At 44.6% G+C, this 23,199-nt stretch carries 19 protein-coding genes and 1 other annotated feature; of the genes, 5 read left to right on the top strand and 14 right to left on the bottom strand.

The annotated features are described in order from the left end of the window. Positions 1-8 precede the first annotated feature (8 nt). The 5 genes from lysS to xerD all read right to left on the bottom strand — a co-directional run bounded on the left by lysS (position 9) and on the right by xerD (position 6,525). Complete coding sequence (gene lysS, locus BCU75_RS02740; protein ID WP_004735013.1) at positions 9-1,541, bottom strand: lysine--tRNA ligase; 1,533 nt, start codon at positions 1,539-1,541, stop codon at positions 9-11. Positions 1,542-1,639: 98 nt separating this feature from the next. Further along, positions 1,640-2,738 (bottom strand): peptide chain release factor 2 gene (gene prfB, locus BCU75_RS02735; RefSeq protein ID WP_099426155.1). Its coding sequence is split into 2 segments (ribosomal slippage): positions 1,640-2,662 and positions 2,664-2,738, totalling 1,098 coding nucleotides; the frame shifts between segments, so codons are not numbered across the junction. A gap of 251 nt (positions 2,739-2,989) precedes the next feature. Next, positions 2,990-4,726 carry a single-stranded-DNA-specific exonuclease RecJ gene (gene recJ, locus BCU75_RS02730; RefSeq protein ID WP_102472862.1) on the bottom strand — a complete coding sequence of 579 codons (1,737 nt, stop codon included), beginning with the start codon at positions 4,724-4,726 and terminating at the stop codon, positions 2,990-2,992. A gap of 78 nt (positions 4,727-4,804) precedes the next feature. Next, entirely contained in the window at positions 4,805-5,584 is a 780-nt protein-coding gene (locus tag BCU75_RS02725; protein WP_102472861.1) for a thioredoxin fold domain-containing protein, read from the bottom strand. A 26-nt stretch (positions 5,585-5,610) separates the two neighbouring features. Beyond that, on the bottom strand, positions 5,611-6,525 hold the full coding sequence (gene xerD, locus BCU75_RS02720; RefSeq protein ID WP_029224741.1) for a site-specific tyrosine recombinase XerD: 915 nt from the start codon (positions 6,523-6,525) through the stop codon (positions 5,611-5,613). Between the two features lie 150 nt (positions 6,526-6,675). Here xerD and fldB point away from each other — a divergent pair, with 150 nt between their 5' ends. Next, complete coding sequence (gene fldB / locus BCU75_RS02715; RefSeq protein ID WP_004735008.1) at positions 6,676-7,197, top strand: flavodoxin FldB; 522 nt, start codon at positions 6,676-6,678, stop codon at positions 7,195-7,197. Between the two features lie 180 nt (positions 7,198-7,377). Here the strand turns inward: fldB and brnQ are convergent, their stop codons facing one another. Beyond that, on the bottom strand, positions 7,378-8,691 hold the full coding sequence (gene brnQ / locus BCU75_RS02710) for a branched-chain amino acid transport system II carrier protein (RefSeq protein WP_017077715.1): 1,314 nt from the start codon (positions 8,689-8,691) through the stop codon (positions 7,378-7,380). Between the two features lie 314 nt (positions 8,692-9,005). On the opposite strand from brnQ, the gene BCU75_RS02705 reads away from it, so the two are divergent. Together BCU75_RS02705 and srmB are read left to right on the top strand one after the other, a co-directional pair. Continuing rightward, positions 9,006-9,734: a tRNA1(Val) (adenine(37)-N6)-methyltransferase gene (locus tag BCU75_RS02705; RefSeq protein WP_102472860.1), complete on the top strand. Its 729-nt coding sequence runs from the start codon at positions 9,006-9,008 to the stop codon at positions 9,732-9,734. Positions 9,735-9,841: 107 nt separating this feature from the next. Further along, complete coding sequence (gene srmB, locus BCU75_RS02700) at positions 9,842-11,107, top strand: ATP-dependent RNA helicase SrmB (protein ID WP_054547801.1); 1,266 nt, start codon at positions 9,842-9,844, stop codon at positions 11,105-11,107. A 182-nt stretch (positions 11,108-11,289) separates the two neighbouring features. On the opposite strand, the gene yaaA is transcribed toward srmB, so the two are convergent. Then, a complete protein-coding gene (yaaA, locus tag BCU75_RS02695; protein WP_102472859.1) occupies positions 11,290-12,066 on the bottom strand; it encodes a peroxide stress protein YaaA in 777 nt (258 codons plus the stop codon). A gap of 260 nt (positions 12,067-12,326) precedes the next feature. After that, positions 12,327-13,757, bottom strand: coding sequence for an alanine/glycine:cation symporter family protein (locus BCU75_RS02690; RefSeq protein ID WP_102472884.1), 1,431 nt, complete (start codon positions 13,755-13,757; stop codon positions 12,327-12,329). A gap of 711 nt (positions 13,758-14,468) precedes the next feature. On the opposite strand from BCU75_RS02690, the gene BCU75_RS02685 reads away from it, so the two are divergent. Beyond that, complete coding sequence (locus tag BCU75_RS02685) at positions 14,469-14,657, top strand: DUF3545 family protein (RefSeq protein WP_076673850.1); 189 nt, start codon at positions 14,469-14,471, stop codon at positions 14,655-14,657. Between the two features lie 230 nt (positions 14,658-14,887). Here the strand turns inward: BCU75_RS02685 and BCU75_RS02680 are convergent, their stop codons facing one another. The 3 genes from BCU75_RS02680 to nfo all read right to left on the bottom strand — a co-directional run bounded on the left by BCU75_RS02680 (position 14,888) and on the right by nfo (position 17,511). Next, positions 14,888-15,439, bottom strand: a complete 552-nt coding sequence (locus BCU75_RS02680) for a hemerythrin domain-containing protein (RefSeq protein ID WP_076673852.1) — start codon at positions 15,437-15,439, stop codon at positions 14,888-14,890. 86 nt (positions 15,440-15,525) lie between these two features. Beyond that, complete coding sequence (gene ung / locus BCU75_RS02675) at positions 15,526-16,206, bottom strand: uracil-DNA glycosylase (RefSeq protein WP_102472858.1); 681 nt, start codon at positions 16,204-16,206, stop codon at positions 15,526-15,528. A gap of 396 nt (positions 16,207-16,602) precedes the next feature. Further along, complete coding sequence (gene nfo / locus BCU75_RS02670) at positions 16,603-17,511, bottom strand: deoxyribonuclease IV (RefSeq protein WP_102472857.1); 909 nt, start codon at positions 17,509-17,511, stop codon at positions 16,603-16,605. A gap of 326 nt (positions 17,512-17,837) precedes the next feature. Here nfo and grcA point away from each other — a divergent pair, with 326 nt between their 5' ends. Continuing rightward, positions 17,838-18,215 (top strand): autonomous glycyl radical cofactor GrcA, encoded by a 378-nt coding sequence (grcA, locus tag BCU75_RS02665; RefSeq protein ID WP_102464869.1) that lies wholly within the window; start codon positions 17,838-17,840, stop codon positions 18,213-18,215. A gap of 79 nt (positions 18,216-18,294) precedes the next feature. On the opposite strand, the gene thrC is transcribed toward grcA, so the two are convergent. From thrC to thrA, 3 genes are read right to left on the bottom strand one after another with little or no spacing between them, the layout of a single operon-like run. Then, the gene (thrC, locus tag BCU75_RS02660) at positions 18,295-19,578 is read right to left on the bottom strand and encodes a threonine synthase (RefSeq protein WP_076673860.1); all 1,284 of its coding nucleotides are present in this window, start codon (positions 19,576-19,578) and stop codon (positions 18,295-18,297) included. Further along, positions 19,575-20,531, bottom strand: a complete 957-nt coding sequence (gene thrB / locus BCU75_RS02655) for a homoserine kinase (RefSeq protein ID WP_076673992.1) — start codon at positions 20,529-20,531, stop codon at positions 19,575-19,577. Before thrB ends, thrC begins: the two co-directional genes overlap by 4 nt. A 17-nt stretch (positions 20,532-20,548) precedes the next feature. Then, the gene (gene thrA, locus BCU75_RS02650; protein ID WP_102472856.1) at positions 20,549-23,008 is read right to left on the bottom strand and encodes a bifunctional aspartate kinase/homoserine dehydrogenase I; all 2,460 of its coding nucleotides are present in this window, start codon (positions 23,006-23,008) and stop codon (positions 20,549-20,551) included. A gap of 29 nt (positions 23,009-23,037) precedes the next feature. After that, positions 23,038-23,156 (bottom strand) — a sequence feature (Thr leader region). Positions 23,157-23,199 lie beyond the last annotated feature (43 nt).

Raw genomic sequence — 23,199 nt, 5'->3', positions numbered from 1 at the left:
AGCGAAGATTACGCTTGTGGACGCATTGCCGGGAACAAGATCACGTCACGGATAGTGTGCGTGTTAGTAAATAGCATCGCTAGGCGATCGATACCAATACCTTGACCAGCTGTTGGCGGAAGGCCGTGCTCTAGTGCAGTAATGTAGTCTGCATCGTAGTACATTGCTTCATCATCACCTGCATCTTTCGCGTTAACTTGCGCTTTGAAACGCTCATCTTGGTCTTGTGCATCGTTAAGCTCAGAGAAACCGTTCGCTACTTCACGGCCACCGATGAAGAACTCAAAGCGGTCTGTGAAGAATGGGTTGCTGTCGCTACGACGAGCCAGTGGAGAAATATCCGCTGGGTAGCCAGTGATGAACGTTGGTTGAATTAGCTGAGGCTCAGCCGTTTCACCAAAGATCTCTTCAAGAAGCTGACCACATGTCCAGAACTTCTCAACGTACAGACCCACTTCTTCTGCAATTTTAACCATCAATTCTCTGTTCTGAAGATCGTCTTCAGTAAGAGCTTGAATGTTTGCATTTTCAGGCGTGTAGTGTTTGATTGCATCGAACATGCTCATGCGAGCGTAAGTGCCACCGAACTCAACCGTTTCGTCACCGTAAGGCATAGAAGTAGAACCAAGAACGTCCATCGCTGCTGTGCTTAGCATCTCTTCCGTTAGATCCATTAGATCTTTGTAGTCAGAGTACGCTTGGTAGAATTCCATCATTGTGAATTCTGGGTTGTGACGCGGAGAAAGACCTTCGTTACGGAAGTTACGGTTGATCTCGAATACACGGTCAAAACCACCAACCACTAGACGCTTGAGGTAAAGCTCAGGTGCAACACGTAGGTACATGTCGATGTCTAGTGCGTTGTGATGAGTGATGAATGGGCGTGCTGTTGCACCACCTGGGATCACGTGCATCATTGGCGTTTCAACTTCTAGGTAGCCTTTTGAGCTCATGAAGTTACGGATTGAAGACACAAGCTTAGAACGCACGATGAACGTGTTACGAGAGTCTTCGTTCACGATTAGGTCAACGTAACGCTGACGGTAACGCATTTCTTGGTCAGTTAGACCGTGGAACTTCTCTGGCAGAGGACGAAGTGCTTTCGTTAGCAGTTCAAACTCTTCCATGTTCACGTAAAGGTCACCTTTACCAGATTTGTGAAGCGCACCTTTAACACCGATGATGTCACCGATATCTAGGCCTTGGTACTTCTCTTTCAGTACTTTTTGTACGTCTTTCGCTGCGTATGCTTGGATACGACCAGAAGTTTCTTGAATCGCAAGGAATGGACCACGCTTCGCCATAACACGACCAGCGATCGCAACGATGTGGTTAAGCTCTTCTAGCTCTTCCTTAGTCTTCTCACCGAATTCCGCTTGAAGATCGCCAGCTAGGTGCTCGCGACGGAAATCATTTGGGTGACCGTTCGCTTTGCAGTTCAAGCGGATGTGATCCAGCTTGCTGCGGCGCTCAGCGATTAGTTTGTTCTCTTCAGGTGAAGAAGCTTCTTGTGCGTTTTCGTTTTGAACAGCATCAGTCATTAGAGATGTACCCTGCTTTTATAATTTGGACAGCTATATTTTTGAAAATATAGGCATTTTTACCAATATTATTGGTAAAGCTTAATAGTTGGTAAAGCTTACAGACCTGATTTCAGGCTAGCTTCAATAAACTTGTCTAAGTCACCGTCAAGAACCGCTTGAGTATTGCGATTTTCGATGCCGGTGCGCAAATCTTTGATACGAGAATCATCCAGTACGTAAGAGCGGATTTGACTGCCCCAACCGATGTCTGATTTCGTTTCTTCGCTCGCTTGTTTTTCAGCATTTTGTTTTTGAATCTCAAGTTCAAAAAGCTTAGCACGTAGCTGCTTCATCGCTTGGTCTTTGTTCTTATGCTGCGAACGGTCATTCTGACATTGAACCACGGTGTTGGTTGGAACGTGAGTAATACGTACCGCCGATTCCGTGGTGTTTACGTGTTGACCACCAGCACCAGAGGCACGGTATACGTCAATACGTAAGTCAGAAGGATTAATATCGATCGTAATGTTGTCATCAATCTCTGGGTAGATAAACGCAGATGCAAATGAAGTATGACGACGGCCACTTGAATCAAATGGTGACTTACGAACTAGACGGTGAACACCTGTCTCTGTACGTAACCAACCATAAGCGTATTCACCAGAAATACGTACCGTTGCGCCTTTAAGGCCAGCAACATCACCATCAGACACTTCGATCACTTCGGTCTTGAAGCCTTTCGAATCTGCCCAACGTAAGTACATACGCAACATCATTGAAGTCCAATCTTGAGCTTCTGTACCGCCCGAGCCTGACTGTAAATCGATGTAGCAATCTGATGCGTCGTGATCGCCAGCAAACATACGACGGAATTCCAGTTTTTCTAGCTTAGCTTCTAGCTCTGCCAGTTCTGGTTCGATTTCGTCAAACGTTTCTTGATCTTCTTCTTCAACCGCAAGCTCTAATAGACCCTCAACATCCTCAACACCTTGGTCAAGTTGATCGATCGTTTCTACTACTGCTTCCAATGCAGAACGTTCTTTACCTAGTGCTTGAGCACGCTCAGGTTCGTTCCATACATCCGGTTGTTCTAATTCTGCGTTTACTTCTTCTAGACGCTCTTTTCTAGCGTCATAGTCAAAGATACCCCCTCAGGATATTTGTGCGTTCAGACACATCCTGCAGACGGTTTTTAATAGGATTGATTTCAAACATTTTAGCTCATCATTTATGAGTAGAATTTAACCGAAGAATTGTACTCAAAAGTGTGACGGAGATACAGAATTTTTTAGAGCGGAAAGCCAAGATTCAACAACTTAATGGAATATAAAATTGACAGACAGAAAAAACACGTGAAATTTGTAAGGGAAAGAAAGAAAACAAGCCCTGTTTTTGAACAGAGCTTGTTGAATTCGGGGCTAAATGATGAACATCATTCAGTGAACGATAACGCTATTTGGCTTCAACTATTTCGCTTCGATATGGTCAACCATCAACTGCAACGATTGGTTGCCACGAAACTCGTTGATATCCAGCTTAAATGCAAGATGAACCGTTTTCACCGATGCATCGGGCCAACGACGTAAGTCAACATTGAAAGCAATACCATCAATCATCACATTGGTTGGGTGGCCTTTGTATAGAGGTTCTAGCATCAATTTAAGATGTTTTTCACCTACTAGTTTTTGATGCAGCACTTTAAACTCACCATCAAAGATGGGTTCTGGGAAAGCTTGGCCCCACGGACCACCTGAACGCAACGTCTCAGCGGTATGCATTGAGAACTCTTCAGGTAACAGCTCACCATCAGACAAGATAATGCCCTTAAGTGCCGTCTCACCGAGCTCTTTACGCACAACGTCATCAAACATCTTGCTGAATCGATCGAAGTCTTTTTCCATAATGGTTAAGCCGGCAGCCATTGCGTGACCACCAAACTTCAAGATCAAGCCAGGATTTTGAGTATCGATTCTGTCTAGCGCATCGCGCATATGCAAACCTGGAATCGAACGACATGACCCCTTGATACTGCCTTCACCACCATCAGCAAATGCGATCACTGGGCGGTGGTATTTGTCTTTGATACGCGAAGCCAAAATACCAATCACACCCTGGTGCCAATCACGTTGGAAAAGCGCCAAGCCAGAAGGCAAATCGTCTTTACCAAATTCAAGGCGCTCACAAAAAGCCATCGCTTCTTGTTTCATGCCCTCTTCGATCTCTTTACGTGTTTGGTTTAAGCCATCTAACTCACTCGCCATTCGACGCGCGGCATGGATGTTATTGCTCATTAGCAGCTCAACACCAAAAGACATGTCATCTAATCGGCCTGCAGCATTGATACGTGGACCAAGCGCAAAACCAAAATCAGAGGCGACTAAACGCTTAGCATCTCGCTTAGCAATTTCAATCAAGGCTTGAATACCCGGACGAGCTTTACCCGCACGAATACGTTGTAGCCCTTGGTGTACCAAGATTCGATTATTCTCATCGAGTGGAACCACATCCGCGACCGTACCCAGTGCCACAAGGTCAATCAGTTCCATCAGCTTGGGTTCTGTCATACCGCGCTCTGCAAACCAGTTCAATTTACGCATATGAACACAAAGTGCCATCATCAGATAGAAAGCGACACCAACACCCGCCAAGGCTTTCGAAGGAAAAGCGCAGCTTTCTAGGTTCGGATTGACCATCGCATCGGCAATTGGCAGTTCATTGCCCGGTAAGTGATGGTCTGTAACCAGAACGTCTAGCCCTTTATCTTTAGCGAAACGGACACCGTCAATCGAAGAAACACCATTGTCCACGGTCATGATCATTTCAGCGCCAAGTTCAATCGCCTGCTCAACCACCTCAGGGCTCAAGCCATAGCCATCTTCAAAACGGTTTGGGACGAGATAGTCGACGTTGGAACTGCCTAACATACGAAGTGCAAGCACAGACAGTGCAGAACTGGTGGCGCCATCGGCATCAAAATCACCGACAATAATGATGCGTTTTTGCTGCTGAATGGCTTTGAACAATAATTCAACCGCAGCATCAATGCCACCCAGTTTTTGATAAGAGTGCAAGCCTTTCGCTGCTGTCTCTAGTTGGTCAGCACTGTCGATTCCGCGACTCACATAAATGCGCTTTAACAAGTCAGGTAAGTGAGCAGGTAGGACTGAAGTGTCGACCTCAGGACGGCGTTGGATCTCTATCATATAAAATGGGCCTGATATTAATCAGGCCACTCCTTAAATCAAAAACATGGAGGACAAATTGGCAATACAGAAACGATATTATTGCTCTAAACGTTGAAGAAGTTGTGCTGGCGGTAAGTAACCACTCACCAACTCACCGCTTGCTAGCACGATAGCAGGTGTGCCATTGATGCCAAGCTCACGACCCAATTGGTATTGTTTCGCAATAATTTGCTTTTGCTCTGTGAGATCAGTACCAGCCGATGGCATTTCACGATTAACTTTCGCATTGTGCATCGCTGCTTTTGGATCTTCTGATGCCCAGATTGCTGCCATTTGGTCGGCAACTTGTCCTGTCGCACCTTGACGTGGGTAAGCCATGTAGCGAACGGTGATACCTAGGTCGTTATAGCCTTGCATTTGGCTATGCAGACGAACACAGTAACCACACGTAATGTCAGTAAATACCGTCACGACGTACTTTTCGTTATCGGCTTTATATTCGATAACCGTATCCGACATCGCCGCGACCTTTTCAGCATTAAGCGGAGCTTGACGCTCAGCCAAAACGTCACTGAATTTTCCGTTATCATCCAAAGAATAAAGAGTGCCGGCTAGAAAGTGATCGCCCTCTGGAGAAGAAAAGATAATGCCACTGTTAGTTTGAATCTCTAATAGGCCATCGATGTCTGAAGGGACGATCTTCTCTACCTTGATACCGATTTTTTCAAAACGTTGAGTTAACGCTGCTGTATCAATAGCTTGAGCTGGAGCAACTTCTACGGCTGTTGATGTTTGTTCTACTTTCGCTTCTGATGCATTACATGCAGTAATCATGAGAGGAAGCACTAATAGAGGAAGACGGCGTAATACGCTCATTAAGTTCACCTTAAAAATAAATGGATTTAAGCACGTGGGTGATGCTGCGCGTGAATTTGCTTCAGCCTTTCTGTCGCCACGTGAGTATAAATTTGGGTTGTCGATAAGTCACTATGCCCAAGCAACATCTGTACGACCCTGAGATCTGCACCATAGTTCAGTAAATGAGTCGCAAAAGCGTGTCTTAATACGTGTGGTGACAATAGTTCTGTGTCTATACCAGCAATAACTGAGTAATGCTTAATACGATACCAGAACGTCTGACGGGTCATTTGCTTGGCGCGTTTGCTAGGGAAAACGACATCAGAACTCTTTTCACCGAGTAATTGCGGACGACCTTGTTCAATAAAAGTCTCAATCCAGTCCACGGCATTTTCGCCCATTGGCACCAAGCGCTCTTTGCCGCCCTTACCAATAACACGAACCACGCCTTGTCTTAAGCTAATATTTTCCATCGTTAAACTGACCAGTTCAGTAACACGCAGCCCAGTAGCATAGAGTAACTCAAGCATCGCTTTGTCACGAAGCTCAATAGGATCGTTGGGATCAGGTGACTCAAGCAAGGCGTCAACTTGTTCTTCACTCAAATCTTTCGGTAGGCGTTGTGGCAGTTTAGGGCTGATCAACAATGCACTTGGGTCATCCCCTCTCACTTTCTCGCGGTGCAAGTATTGGAACAGACGACGAATTGCCGACAACATGCGAGCACGGGAAGTCTGCTTAAAATCAGCGTCGGCTAACCAACCTTGATAGTCTTGTAGACCCGAAAGGCTAATAAAGTCGAGGCGGTAGTTGTTCTTTTCCATCCACGTTAGAAGCTTGGACAAATCGGTACGATATGAGACAAGCGTATTCTCCGATAATCCCCTCTCCATCCACATAGCATCTAAAAACTGCTCAACGAGACCGTGGTCTGCGCTCTGCCCTTGAGGCGACTGCATAGTGTTACTCACAATATTGGAAACTGTTTTGAGAGTATGTCAGAGCAAATATGAATGCCATAAAAATTACGACTTGAGCGGATAATCGCTGCAATCGAAGTCGATTTATGGTTAGAATTCGCCATCTGAAATTAAAATCGAACGTTTGCTATGAAAATTGGATTATTTTACGGCTCAACCACCTGCTATACCGAAATGGCAGCAGAGAAAATTCGCGGCATTATTGGTGAAGACCTAGTTGATATCCATAACGTGAAAGAAACCCCTCTTTCTTTTATGGCGGACTACGACCTTTTACTGCTGGGTATCTCAACGTGGGATTTCGGTGAAATTCAAGAAGATTGGAATGAGTTGTGGGAAGACATCGCAACAACGCCAATGAAAGGCAAGGTTGTGGCTCTGTTTGGTCTAGGTGATCAAGAGGGCTACGGTGAATGGTTCTTAGATGCGATGGGTCTATTGCATGATGAACTGAAAACCGCAGGCGCTGAGTTTGTCGGCTTCTGGCCAAATGATGACAGCTACGAATTCGAAGCATCTAAAGCCCTGACAGAAGACAAATCGCAATTCGTTGGTTTGGCTCTGGATGAAGACTCACAATACGAACTCAGCGACGAACGTATCGCAACTTGGGTTGAACAAGTACTCGTCGAGTACAGCGAAAAGCTATAAGTTCTGCTTCCTTAGAGTTCAGATCTAAGAGCTACTAGCTAAGGACTAAGAGCTAAGCGCTTCAGGCAGAAAGAACATCATCGATTAGATACAAAAAGGCCTCATTACTGCGAAGTAATGAGGCCTTTTCTATTCAACTTTATATTGAATACGGACTAACGATTTAATCTCAACGGAAGATTAAACGGTCTCTTCAGCCATCTCTTGTTCTGTTGCTTTACCAACAAAGAACATGCAGATGATTGCTGCAGCAGTTGGAAGTAACCAACCCATACCGATCTCAAATAGTGGCAGCATTTTAAGTGCAGATACATCTACACCCGCTACTTTTGCGCCATCAATAAGAGCAAACAGAAGCGACACTAATACAACCACACGGTAAGCGGCTTTTGGATTAGGGAAACGGCTACGCAAGAACGTCAGTGCGACTAGAGCGATAGCGACTGGGTACAGTGCAAACAGTACTGGAACAGACAGAGAAATCAGTTGAGAAAGGCCAACGTTCGCAACGGTTGCACAAGCTACACCGTTGATGATTACCCAAGTTTTGTAAGACAGAGGCGTTAGCGAGCTGAAATAATCAGAACATGCTGAAACAAGGCCAATCGCCGTTGTTAGACACGCCAACAATACGATCACTGAAAGTACTAGCTGACCTGATGGACCAAACAGTGATTGAACGTAAAGACTTAAGATAGCGCCGCCATTGTCCGCACCCGCTGCGACTGTTGCGCTTGTTGCGCCCAAGAAGAACAGAGAGATGTAAACAAACGCTAAACCAGCCGCGGCAATACAACCTGCGCTGATAAGGTACTTAGTCGTCGCTGCACGATCAGTAATGCCCTTGCTGCGAATCGCATCAACGATCAACATACCAAACATCAGCGAAGCAAAAGTATCCATAGTGTTGTAGCCTTCAAGGAAACCTTTGGTCAGTGGTTGAGTAATGTATTCACCGTGAGCCGCAAGAATGTCACCTTGTGGGTTAACAAATACAGCAACCGCAAGTACAACTAAACCAACGAATAGTGCTGGCGTAAGTACCTTACCAATGACGTCGATAAGCTTACCTTGCGACCATGAAAAGAACATCGCTACTACAAAAAATGCAATCGAAAAGAGAGTTAGGTGAGCTTGAGAGGCATCGATGAAGAACGGTTTCACCGCCATCTCATAAGCAACAAGGCCGGTACGTGGCGCAGCAAATGCAGGGCCGATGATGATAAAGATCAACACAGCCATGATGGTTGCAGCTCGCTTTGGAAGATCTTTGGTTAAATGACCCCAAGAGCCACCAGCCACTGCAACTGCGACGATAGTGATTAACGGCAGACCAACGGCGGTCAGCAGAAAACCAGACATCGCTGGAAGAAAGTGGTCACCAGCCAATTGGCCAGCTAGAGGTGGGAAGATGATGTTACCCGCACCCAAGAAAAACGCAAAAAGCATAAAGCCCAATGCCATTATATCTGTTAGTTTTAGACTCTGTTTCACAGATAATCCTTAATTATATTTATGAATTTATGTTGTGTTTACATGAATGTTACAGCTCAAGGCTGCCAATCAATCTTTAAAATAGTCGCGCATAATGACGAAACACTTAGCTAGCTGCAAGTCACCACAAAAAAACACCATATAAATTTGCATATGCGAACAAAAAGCAGTGGATTACACTGGATATGGAAAAATAGACATAATTATAAACTAACCATAACGCACAACAATAGTTACCCAACCAGAACATTGATCCATACAACTGGTTAACATTAGAGCTAATCACTTAAAATATCTCGATACTCAGAACATTAATGACAGATAAAACAATAGAAACCAAAAGCTTCAATTTCAAAAAATTCTCTATTTACGGAGGACAAAGTGGCATGCCCGTAAGTACTGATGGCGTGTTACTTGGCGCTTGGGCAAACCTTGCGCCGAAATCATCGGTACTCGACATAGGGACAGGAACAGGGTTGCTGGCCTTGATGGCTGCACAGCGTTTTGAAGACACCTATATCTCAGCGATCGATATTGATCAGCACGCCATTGATGCAGCAACAGTCAATATTAAACAGTCGCCATGGCAAGATCGTATTTCCCTTCATCATGGCAGCGTATTAACCACGGAGTTCTCGAAACGATTTGATGCAATAATTTGTAATCCGCCTTACTTCAACTCTGGAGAGCAGGCACAGCAAAGCCAAAGAGCTATCGCAAGACACACCGATAGTTTGGATCATCTTGAGCTTGCTCAGCGTTGTTTCGAGATAACGACTACTGCCGCTACAGCCAGTTTTATCCTGCCGACGACCGAGGGAGAAGGCTTCATCAAGCTTGCCCAACAATGTGGTTGGTACCTAGCAAAGCGCCTTGATGTGAAAACAACAGACAGAAAACCGGCAATTCGAGTTCTGTTTGAATTGTCTAAAGATCCTGTTTGTGAGCAAGATTTGCAGCGTGAATCGCTTACGATCCATAACAATGGCGGTTATAGCGAGGCATTTATTGCCCTTACTAAAGATTTTTATCTCAAGATGTAGCAAATACCATGTGATCCTAATCACTAATGCTTCTATAATGTCCGACTACTCTTTTTTATCGTCTGCTTTTTGAGGCAGAAACATTTATTGCTTGTGGAGAAACAACAGTGATCAGAACCTTTGCAGAACTCGATCTAAACCAAGAGCTGCTTAAAGCAATTGACGAAATGGGCTACGAACGCCCAACACAGATACAAGCTGAAGCAATCCCACAAGCGTTAGATGGAAGAGACGTTTTGGCTTCTGCGCCAACAGGTACTGGTAAAACAGCATCATTTGTATTGCCAGCACTGCAATACCTACTGGATTTCCCACGTAAGAAATCTGGCCCTGCACGTATGCTTATCCTGACGCCAACGCGTGAACTAGCAATGCAGATCACCGAACAAGCACGTGAGCTTGCTAAATACACCAGCCTGAACATCTTCACGATCACGGGCGGTGTGATGTATCAAGAGCACGCAGATATCTTAAGCACGACTCAAGATATCGTAGTGGCAACACCTGGTCGTTTAATGGAATACATTGAAGGCGAGCGTTTCGATTGTCGTGCGATTGAGTGGCTAGTATTGGATGAAGCCGACCGTATGCTAGACATGGGCTTTGGTCCTGTTGTTGACCGTCTGTCTGCAGAGTGTCGCTGGCGTAAACAAACTTTACTGTTCTCAGCAACGCTAGAAGGTAAAGGCATTGAAGGTTTCACTGAAGATCTACTGAAAAATCCAGCAGAGATCGATGCTAAATCATCGTTGCGTGAACGTAAGAAGATCACTCAATGGTATCACCGCGCCGATTCAGCTAAGCACAAGCTTGATATCCTAAAACATATCATCACAGAGCAAGCTGAACGCAGCATCATCTTCTTGAAGACGCGTGACCGCCTAGGTGAGCTACGAGGTCAACTAGAAAGCGCACAGATCCCGTGTGTGTGGATCCAAGGTGAAATGCCTCAAGATCGTCGTAACAACGCGATTTCTCGTTTCCGCGATGGTTCTATCAACGTACTGCTAGCAACTGACGTAGCAGCTCGTGGTATCGATCTTCCAGATGTGAGCCACGTTATTAACTACGACATGCCGCGTACAGCAGATGTCTACCTTCACCGTATCGGCCGTACGGCTCGTGCAGGTAAGAAAGGTAACGCGGTTTCTATCATTGAAGCGCACGATCAGCTAATGATTGAACGTGTGGCTCGTTACACTGAAGATGCGATCAAAGAACGCTTCATCGAAGGCATGCGCCCAACGCATAAGAAAGCCGCGGTAACGAAGAAGAAGAAACCGAAGAAAGAAGACAAGAAAGCGGTCGCGAAGCAAAAAATTGCTAAGAAAAAGAAAATCGCTAAGAAAAAGAAAGCCGTTAAGAACAAGTAATCTAACCGCCTTTCAATGATTCAATAAAAAGCCCCATGCAGTTCTCTGTATGGGGCTTTTCTTTGTCTGGTTTATTATTGTTTGGCTTGTGGTCAGGCTAAATAGCTCGGTATCTAAGTTTAATTCTAGGCTCAGACCGAGAGTAACTAGTTAACCAAGAGTGACTAATTAACCAAGAGCCACTAGTTTTGCTCTTCACGCTTGAAGACTAACTCTTTCGCGTTCGACTCTTCTTCAACGAAGTAGTAACCCGCCGTATCAAATTTGGTCAGCGCTTCAACGGAATCGATTTTGTTCTCAATGATGTAGCGAGCCATCATGCCACGCGCTTTCTTGGCGTAAAAGCTGATCACCTTGTACTGACCATTCTTACAGTCTTTAAAAACTGGCGTGATGATTTGACCATCAAGGCTCTTCGGCTTCACTGCTTTAAAGTATTCGTTCGATGCTAGGTTGATCAACACATTATCGCCTTGAGCATTCAGCGCTTCATTCAGCTTGTCTGTGATAATGTTGCCCCAGAACTGGTACAAGTTAGTACCACGAGCATTAGCCAAGCGTGTACCCATCTCTAGGCGGTATGGCTGCATCAGATCTAACGGCTTAAGCAAGCCATATAACCCAGAAAGCATACGCAGGTGGTTTTGTGCGTAGTCAAAATCTTCGTCCGATAACGTTTCAGCATCTAGGCCAGTGTAGACGTCACCTTTGAACGCCAAAATAGCTTGGCGAGCATTCTCTTGGGTAAAGGTCTCGCTCCATTGCTCAAAGCGCGCTACGTTCAGCCCAGCAATCTTATCGCTTACTTTCATCAGAGCTGAAACATCAGCAGGTGTCAGCTTGCGGCACTCTTCAATAAGCTCTGCAGAGTGTTCAACAAACTCTGGCTGGCTGAAGCGCTCAGTCGCTAATGGTGATTCGTAATCTAATGTCTTGGCTGGAGAAACGACAACTAACATAACTTTACCCTAATCGGTTATCTAACTGGATGCAGCTAGAGTATAGAAAAAACATCAACTTGTCTTTATGACTCTTCCTATTACTTTGATAGACAGATCTAGCTATAAGTCGCTTACAAAGAAGAATTGCTTACAAAGAAAAGGTCGCAGACACATAGAAATTGCAAACAGAAAAAAATCGCAGGCAAAGAAAAAGGCTAAGGTCGAAACCTTAGCCTTTCTAATGATTTTAGGATGAGTGATGAATCACTCCAACAAGCTTACTTCTTCTTGTTGTTAACCCAAATACCATCTTCCAATTGAGCCTTAAGCTCTGGGAAATCATCCGCATCGAACGTTGGTACTTTACCCGCTTCTAATTGACGGTTGTAGTCTTTCGCTAGCTTAATCACGATACCCGATAGCAGGATAATCGCCGCCAAGTTTACAATCGCCATTAGGCCCATCGATACGTCAGCCAGTGCCCATACTGTTGGCAATGTCGCCAAAGAGCCGAACATAACCATACCCAGAACAACGATACGGAATAGCACTAGGCCTTTCTTGTTGTTGTGCTCAAGGAAGATAAGGTTCGTTTCAGCGTACGAGTAGTTTGCAATGATTGAAGTGAAAGCGAAGAAGAAAATCGCTACCGCTACAAAGATACCGCCCCATTCGCCCACTTGTGCCGTTAGTGCACGTTGCGTGAGTTCGATACCCGTTACTTCACCATGTGGTACATATTCACCAGACATCAGGATGATTGCTACTGTTGCTGAACAGATAACAATTGTGTCCATGAATACGCCTAGCATTTGCACGTAACCTTGCGATGCTGGATGCGGTGGGTAAGGCGTAGCAGAAGCTGCTGCGTTTGGCGCAGAACCCATACCCGCTTCGTTCGAGAACAAACCACGTTTGATGCCGTTAATCATTGCTTGTGCGATCGCGTAACCTAAGCCACCCGCGGCTGCTTCTTGCAGACCAAAAGCACTCTTGAAGATAAGAGCCAGAACTTCAGGCACTTTCTCAATGTTCATTAACATTACGTAGATAGCGATAGCTAAGTAAGCCAATGCCATGATTGGAACAATGATTTCTGCAGTACGAGCGATCTTACGGATACCACCGAAGATAACGAATGCAGAGATAATTACGATACCAACACCAACGTAGCCGCGCTCAAAATCGAATGCCGTATTCATTGCGCTTGCAATTGCGTTTGCTTGAACCGCGTTGAAGACTAGACCAAATGCGATGATTAGGAAGATAGAGAATAGAACCCCCATCCAACGCATACCTAGGCCTTTCTCCATGTAGTATGCAGGGCCACCACGGTAGTTACCGTCGTTATCACGAGTTTTGTATAACTGTGCCAGTGTGCTTTCTGCAAACGATGTTGCCATACCTAGCATGGCGATTAGCCACATCCAGAAGATAGCACCAGGGCCACCAGCGGTTAGTGCCACAGCAACACCTGCCATGTTACCTGTACCAACACGAGCAGCTAGACTAGTACAAAGAGCTTGGAAAGAAGAGATACCAGCACTGTCTGCTTTACGGCTGTTTTTAAGAACAGAGAACATGTGGCCGAAATGGCGGAATTGAATGAAGCCTAGTCGTACAGTGAAGTAGATACCCACACCAACGAGTAAGTAAACTAAGATAGATCCCCAAAGGAGATCGTTCATCAAATTGATTAAGTCTGTCACGTGAACCTCGTAATTGAGTTTAAGCACTGATCTTGCTTCCGAGCCTTCCTCTAGATCACCTATGCCAGTGTCAATAGTTGTGTCGGCATTAGTTTTATATTTATTTGCTGCGATCTAGATTGTAAATGTCGCTTCATGCATCCATTTTACGTATCAGTGTATTTTTTGACGGGCGGATAATGCAGCGAGACGGCCTAAAAATCAATATGCAATAGAGTTTATATTTAAATGACGTTTCACTAATAACACACCTTTTGTTAACACAATTTTCAACAATAAAGCCCAATAAAAGTCACATTGTCGGGACATAATATCAACAACAACCAAGGCTCCACCATAACAAGAACGACATCCTATAAAAATGACGTCAGCCTAGGTTTTACAAGGTACAGTGAAGATCTGTAATTTTTTCTACAGCGATTAAATCCCTATCCCTCATCACATAATACGCAGCTGTATGCATTGTCGTTAAAGCACTATTCCTTTCGCACAATGAATTAACATTAAAGCACGCGTAATTTAATCGTTTACGTTAGTCTGTTTGCTTGTTTTTTATACAGAAAATAAAGAGTAATGTGTGAGCATGCATAGGAAACACAAACAAAACTTTCATTAATTTGAAACAAATGAGAAACAAATCAAGGTTATTGTAGAACCAAATATGGTATCTAATAGTCTGTAAAGACTAGCCCACGGATGGAGATATAGCTTATGGACAACTTTCAATTTGATGAAATATCAGAACTAGAAATGCCTCGTGTAACTCAAAAAACTCGCTCTAAACCACTCAAACGTAAATGGCGTGAAATCGAGGCCATCAACGATCGTAGACAGCTTGAGAGAGAACTGAGAGAGATGAATCTAGGTCTCGATTTTAGTCTTGACGATACAAAGCTCTAATCAGTTAGGCAACCATCAATATTGAACACTGCAGACCTAAGAAAGGCACCGATAACGGTGCCTTTTTCATCTCTATTTTACCTATAATTTGTGCGTTGTTCTTTATATATAGAAGCAATGCTAAATTTATAGAAGCGACGCTAAATATATAGAAGCAACGCTAAATACACAGAAGCAATGCTAAAACTAGCGTGCTAAACCACTCTATTTCTAGCAAGCTAACCTATTCGCTATACACACTCTTTTTCGTTTTGACGTACTCGCGCAGCTAGTTGGCGATATTGATCGGCGATAGTGTCTCCAAAGACAGGGTCGTCTTCCGGTTGGAGCCATTGCGATTCAACCTCTTGCCAATCTTTAACAGTAAAAGTCTCAACAATCATTGGCAATACATGCTTCTCTTCATATTCCATGTGTTTTCGCTGCGCTTTGACAAAGGCTTCGAGCTGTTCAATAAAAACCTGTTGAGGCACAACCGCATCTTGGAGAATCATGTCGAGCACACCTAGAAAGTCAGCCGTTTTCTCAGAAAGCAACTGATGCTCCAGTTCTAAGTCTTCAATCACTTGATCACTGCCATATTGCTTAAGGTAGTAACGATAAATGACGTCTTCTTTCGGGTGATGCACCTTATCTGAATGGTTCATGAGATAATGAACCACCTCTGCGATCAGGCTATAGTTTATTTCTCGCTCTTGTTTTAGATGCTCTAACTTATTGTTGAGTATCGCGAGCAAACGAGCCATATAGCCATGCTCTCGTCTTATCCTTTCAATCATCATAGTATTGCACTCCATTACACCTACTATTTACAAGTGTATACGAAGATGCTTCTTTATGGTTTGACCCTGCTCAGAAAACCATCAATCTACAATTCTGTTGGTAGCCGCCAATCGATAGGTTGTTGATCCATAGAAGAAAGCAGCTTATTAGTGGTTGAGAAATGCTGACAACCGAAGAAGCCACGATGGGCGGATAATGGCGATGGATGAGGAGCAGTCAACACGTGGTGCTTGTCTGCATCAATGGCTTGGCCTTTCTTTTGGGCATGCGCGCCCCAGAGTAAGAAGATGATCGGCTCAGAACGCTGATTTAACTCAGCAATGATGGCATCGGTAAAGGTTTCCCAACCACACTTAGCATGTGAGTGTGCTTTTGCCTCTTCTACTGTAAGGACAGTGTTCAACATCAACACCCCTTGAGATGCCCAAGAATCGAGGTAGCCATGACTCGGGATCTCAAAGCCTTCGATATCTTGTGCAAGTTCCTTGTACATATTACGCAGCGAAGGTGGGATTTTCACGCCAGGAAGCACAGAGAACGCTAAGCCGTGAGCTTGGCTGACACCGTGATAAGGGTCTTGACCTAAAACAACCACTCGCACGGACTCGAAAGGGGTCATATCGAAAGCACTGAACACTTGCTCTTGAGGAGGGTAGATGGTTTTCCCACTATTACGTTGCTGTTCGACAAAAGCGAGAACACTTTGAAAGTACGCTTTCTCACGTTCATCATTAATAATGGATTCCCAAGTCTTTGGTGCGCTCATCGTTTTACTTCCCAATCATCAAGGTTTCTATGGCCTTTCGCCAGACAAAAAAATAGCTGTATCGGCTAACTGCCCTAAATAAGGCTCTAGTTATACCTCATACAGCTATCAATAAACATGATGTGTAGGGTTCACTTGTTGATGAATAATAATAATCAGTTCAAGTTGTGTTTATCTCGATTAACCACTTTTCTGCTGTGTACGGTGGTGACCGTGGTTATGCACATGACGGTTTGGGGTCGGTAAACGGCGAGCAGCAGAAACAGTTGAAGTTTGGGCTTGTGAATACATAAAGGCACCTCCTCTAAGACATCGTGAACTACATATTCACTTTAATACTATGAAAGAAAGGTGCCAATTTTAGGAGTAGAAGGAAATTAATGATTCCCTCTATTATTACGCTTCTTCGCTCGCTAGCGTTGCTGAGCGATGAAACATCCTAAGTTGTTGAATTTCCTCTTTCCAAATAGTCGAATCAATGGTTTCTAAAATGAGAGGGATACCATTAAAGCGAGAATCAGAGGCTATATACTCAAAACAATCCCAGCCTATTTCGCCTTTTCCTAAAGAATGGTGTCGATCTACACGGCTTGCAAACTCAGCTTTTGAATCATTGATGTGCATTGCTCTTAGATAGTGCATGCCCACAATGCGGTCGAACTCAGTAAAAGTATGCTCGCACGCTTCTTTTGTCCGTAGGTCATAACCGGCCGTAAACGTATGGCAAGTGTCTAAACACACACCGACACGCGACTTATCTTCTACCTGCTCGATAATTTCAGCTAAGTGCTCAAACTTCCAACCAAGGTTAGTGCCCTGCCCTGACGTATTCTCGATCACCGCTATCACATCAGGCACCGCTCGATGAGCCAAATTGATAGACTCGGCGATCTTCGCCAAACATTCACTTTCTGAGATTTTCTTTAAATGACTCCCAGGATGAAAATTCAAAAGCGTTAATCCAAGTTGATTACAACGCTCCATTTCATCAATAAAAGCCGCTCGTGATTTCTCTAGCTTCTCTTCTTCCGGTGCTCCTAGATTAATAAGATAGGAGTCATGGGGAAGAATGTGCTCAGCACCGAAGCCCAACATTTTGCAATTGGCTTTAAAGGCGCTGATGGTTTTCGCTTCTAGCGGCTTTGCCGCCCATTGTCTCTGGTTCTTGGTAAACAGTGCGAACGCATTGGCGCCAATTTCACGCGCACGCATAGGCGCCTGATCAACGCCGCCTGCAGCCGACACATGAGCGCCAATAAACTTAATATTTGTTTCCGGTTTTGAGGATGAATTATTGTTTGTCATTAAATCACTTTACACTTTCAGAATGCTTAATAAATAAAGGGTCGTATCAGTTGTAGTTCAATAAAAACACAACAAATGTAGTAAATTTACAACAAATATTACTGTTAAATATTTTTTATACTTTAAAATATTTTGTAATTAGTTTGTTTTCAAAGGTTTTATTGATTTACCTCAATATAATCACCTTTGTAAAAATATGGTTTTTGGTTGTTTTTTGACTTAAATCAATGTTAACCTTACGGATATTAGGTATATATTACCCAGCTCAACAAAAATCGAAAGTTAACACCATAATCAAACCACATTCAGTGGACTAGGAGATAGTTATGATCCAAGGTATTCAAATTACTAAAGCAGCAAACGATGACCTACTAAACTCAATCTGGCTACTAGACAACGAAAAGAATGAAGCTCGTTGTGTTGTTGCTACTGCAGGTTTCGAAGCTGACCAAGTTATCTCAGCTGCAGACCTAGGCGACTACGAAAGCCGTGAAGTTGCAATCGAAGCAGCACCACGCATCGAAGGCGGTCAACACTTAAACGTTAACGTTCTTAAGCGTGAAACGCTAGAAGACGCTGTTGCTCACCCAGAAAAGTACCCACAGCTAACTATCCGTGTATCGGGTTACGCTGTACGCTTCAACTCTCTAACGACTGAACAGCAACGTGACGTTATCGCACGTACGTTCACTGAGTCTCTATAATCTTTTAGAACTCAGACTAGAATACAAAAACGGCGCTCATTGAGCGCCGTTTTTATTTATTCAACAATACAGATGTGCGTTACGGTTGAACTCGACGAAGCACTACTTTTAGCGCTTCAAAATCATTATCAAGATCTTCAGATAACAACTCCATCGCCGCGTGTTTTGCTAACGGGCCTGGCAGTTCAATATCCGTACCTAGAATGTCATCAACCACTTCTTTGAATTTCGCTGGGTGTGCTGTACACAGGAACAAGCCAGTTTCATTCTCTTGCAATTGCTCCTCTAGTAGACGGTAAGCAATCGCACCATGAGGTTCACACAGGTAACCTTGAGCTTTTAGATCGCGTACTGATTCAGCACTCTGCTCATCAGATACTTTACCTTTGCCCAAAGTATCCAGCCCCCAACCTTTCAGTTGGCACAACTCTTCGATACGTGGCCAGTTGTTTGGTTGGCTCACATCCATCGCGTTCGATGTTGTTGCAACCGTTGGTTTTGGATCCCATTGACCTGTTTCAAGGTAACGAGGAACCGTATCGTTTTCGTTAGTTGCTGCGATGAAGCGTTTCACAGGTAACCCTAGAGCTTTAGCCAAAAGGCCTGCCGTTAGGTTACCAAAGTTACCACTTGGTACTGAGATAACAAGGTTCTCACGTTGCTCTTTGGTTAGCTGAGAAGCCGCTTCAAAGTAGTAACAGATCTGAGCCATCAAACGGCTGATGTTGATTGAATTTGCCGAGTTAAGGCCAATCTCTTTACGCAATTCAGCATCGTCAAATGCGTCTTTCACTAGCGCCTGACACGCATCAAAATCGCCATCAATCGCCACAGTGTGGATATTTTTACCTAGCGTACAGAACAGCTTTTCTTGCAGTGGACTGATCTTGCCTTTCGGGTAAAGGATCACAACATTGATGTCTTCCATACCATAGAAAGCATGCGCAACCGCCGCACCAGTATCACCGGATGTTGCCGTTAAGATAGTGATTTGGCCTCCATCAGAAACAGCAGCTAAAGATTGAGCCATAAAGCGGCCGCCAAAATCTTTAAACGCGAGTGTTGGACCATGGAAAAGCTCAAGTGCGTAAACACCGTCTTTTACTTGCTTGATAGGTGCAGGGAATTGGAACGCCGCATCCACCAATTGTTCAACCTGTTCTTTTGGTAACTCATCGCCGATTAAAGCCGAAAGAATCTTTGAACTACGAGGGACAAAGTCCTCTGCTAGCAGCGCATCGATGTCATCAAACTTTGGCAGTTCAGATGGGAAAAATAGACCTTGATTACGGCCTAGGCCTTGACGAACGGCTTGGCCAAAAGAGACTTGCTCGTCATTTTCTTTGATGTTGTACAGCTTCATAACTCACTTCCTGTAACGATCGAACCTTGCTTATCTAAACGACAAACGTGGACGAATCCTTCTTCATTTTGTACGTAATTTTGTTCTAACCAGCGTGCAACACGCTCGGCGACATCTTGTTCTTTGCAAATGCTAAATAGCGTAGGGCCGCTACCAGAAATTCCAGTAGCCAATGCTCCTGCGGACGTTGCATATTTGCGAGCATCAGCAAACCCTGGAAGCAGTTTCTCACGATATGGTTCAGCAATCACGTCTTTGATCATCTTAGCGGCTAGCTCCGGCTGACCAGAGTGGCAAGCATGGATGAAACCTGCTAAATGACGACCATGAGCAATGACATCTTGACGGCGATACTGAGAAGGCAAAATCTCTCGCGCTTCAGCCGTTGAAACCTTAATACCCGGATACGCCATTACCCAGAACCAGTCATCAAAACACGGTACTTCTTGGCTAATGATGCCTAACTCTTCCAGCATTAATTGCACACCACCAAGGTAACAGGGTGCAACGTTATCGTAGTGGATACCGCCTGAAATCTTACCTTCCATTTCGCCCATTAGAGCAAGCAGTTCAGTCTCATTCAGTGGTTGACCATGAAAACGGTTTAAAGCATCCAGTGCCGCGACAATTGAACAGGCACTTGAACCTAAACCAGAACCAATAGGCATGTTCTTTTCTAGTGTCATTTCTAAAGGCTTAACTGAGATACCTTTTTTGTCTAACTCGCGAGAGAACACAACCCAGCAGTCGTAGACAATATTTTCTTTGGTTTCAGTTGGCAGCTTAGAAACAAAGCTGCCTGCTGTTTTTAGTGAGAAAGGTTCATCACCGGCTTTCACCATTACTCGATCACCAAGTAATGTACCATCCACTGGAGACACAGCGGCCCCCAGTACATCAAAACCTACACTGACATTACCGATTGATGCAGGAGCATAAACGACAACATCCATATCACTTGAACTCATTCCTAAACTCCTAATTTCCAACCAAGAGTACGCATCACATCAGAGAATACGCCTGCTGCTGTAACTTCAGTACCTGCACCGTAGCCACGCAAAACGAGTGGAATTGGCTGGTAGTAACGGCTGTAGAATGCCAGAGCGTTCTCGCCATCTTTAATCTTAAACATTGGGTCATCGCCATCAACCGCTGCGATACGAACCTTACATTTACCTTCAGCGATCTCACCAACATAACGAAGTACTTTGCCTTCTTCTGCTGCGATAGCTGACTGCTCTTTAAAATATGCATCCGCTTCTGGCAAGCGAGTCATGAACTCATCAACGGTACCTGAATCATCAAAACCAGGTGGCAATGCTTGGTCAACTTCAACATCTTCAAGTTCAAGCGCCATGCCCGCCTCACGAGCAAGGATAAGCAGTTTACGTGCGACATCCATACCTGATAAATCATCACGAGGATCAGGCTCAGTAAAGCCGTTATCTTTTGCAATATTGGTTGCTTGGCTTAACGTCATACCTTCATCAAGCTTGCCGAAGATGTAAGACAGTGAACCAGAAAGAATGCCGTTGAACTTCTCAAGTTCATCACCTGCAGAGATTAGGTTCTGTAGGTTTTCGATTACCGGTAGACCTGCGCCTACTGTTGTTTCGTACATCAGCTTACGACGAGAGTTACGTGCAACCTCACGAAGCTGATGGTAGTAAGCCATGCTCGCTGTATTTGCTTTCTTATTTGGTGTTACCACATGGAAACCAGCCGCTAGGAAATCAGCGTATTGCGACGCAATGCCTTCGCTAGACGTACAGTCAACCAATACTGGATTGATAATGTGGTTACGTTGAACAAGTGCATTCAAGCGCGCTAAGCTAAACTCTTCTGTCGCGCTCGACATGCGATCACGCCACTGCTCTAGCGGCAGACCATCGCTATCGAGCAACAAGCCTTTGCTGTTCGCTAAACCACATACGCGAATCACGATGCCTTTTTCAGCCAATTTGCCTTGTTGACGCTGGATCTGGTCAACAAGCTCACCACCCACACCACCAACACCAACAACGAATACATCAAGGAAGTGCTTAGAGTTAAATAGGTTCTCGTGACACGCTTTGATCGCTTCAGAGATTTTATCTTCAGGGATAACCGCAGAGATCGCACGTTCAGAAGAACCTTGCGCGATAGCAACGATGTTGACGTTCACTTCAGCTAAAGAAGAGAAGAACTGAGACGCCACGCCACGTGAAGTACGCATACCGTCACCCACTAGCGTAACAATCGCGACATCGTCCATGAACTCAACAGGCTCTAACAGGCCATCTTTCAGCTCAAGTTCAAACGCATCTGATAGCACTTGCTTCGCTTTCACTTTATCAGCAGATTCAATACAGAAGCTGATGCTGTACTCTGAAGACGATTGAGTAATTAGGACAATAGAAACGCCGGCAGAAGACATCGCGCCGAATACGCGACTCGCCATACCTACCATTCCCTTCATGCCTGGGCCTGATACGTTAACCATCGTTAGATCGCTTAGCGTAGTGATGCCTTTAATTGCTAAGTTATCTTCACCAGTGTCTTGGCCAATCAAAGTACCCGCACCTTGTGGGTTAAAGCTGTTTTTGATCAGGCAAGGAATATGGAACTGTGCGATAGGCGCGATGGTCTTCGGGTGTAGAACCGAGGCACCAAAGTAAGAAAGCTCCATCGCTTCTTGATAGCTTAGTGATTTTAGAAGGCGAGCATCATCCACTAAACGCGGGTCACAGTTGTAAACGCCGTCTACATCTGTCCAGATCTCACAGCAATCAGCGCGTAGACATGCTGCGAGAACCGCTGCTGAGTAATCAGAACCGTTACGACCAAGCGTGACTAACTCACCTTTTTCATTACCAGCCGTAAAGCCCGGCATGATGTTCACGTGACCTTGTGGAAGCGGTGATTGACGGAAGTTCTGAGTAGAAACATCCACATCAACCATGGCTTCAAGGTGGTCACCTTTAGCGTATAGGTATTGAACTGGGTCAATCAGGCTTGCAGGTTGACCTTTCGCTTCAAGTACCGCTTTCATCAACTGAATTGAAATTCGCTCACCTTTACTAATGATGCGTGCGTTTACGTGGTTCGGGCACATACCCAATAGGTTAATACCATTCACGAACTGCTTAAGCTGAGCAAGAGAGGTATCAACCTGCTCTTGAAACGCCGAACCATCAACAGCCGGTAATGCTGCTTGAATCTCTGTAAAAAGATCCGTGAACGATGATTCAATCTCTGTAATTTGTACGTCAGCTTCACCATTTTTTAGTGCAGCTTCAATAACAGCGACCAACTTATTGGTTGTTTTTCCTGGAGCCGATAGTACAACGGCTAGCTCTTCTTGCTGGGCATTATTAGCGATGATATCAGCCGCTCGTAAAAAACGATCTGCATCAGCTAATGATGAACCTCCAAACTTTAAAACGCGCATCCCTTTCTCCATAAGTCATAAAAATGGTACAAAAAAAGGCCTGTATCTTGTTGGATACAGGCCTTTTTTTTAAAATCCGTTACTTAGCAGCCTGCCCCAACAATGTGAATGTCGGTAATAATAATGGTGGTGGTCATTACTAGGTGGCTTACGTGCTGCATATCAAATTCTCTGCTTGTGCTTTACTCTAC

The organism is Vibrio splendidus (assembly GCF_002873455.1).
GTDB lineage: Bacteria > Pseudomonadota > Gammaproteobacteria > Enterobacterales > Vibrionaceae > Vibrio > Vibrio splendidus_J.
The sequence above is the reverse complement of the archived record's forward strand: the minus strand, read 5'-3'. Positions and strand labels throughout refer to the sequence as shown.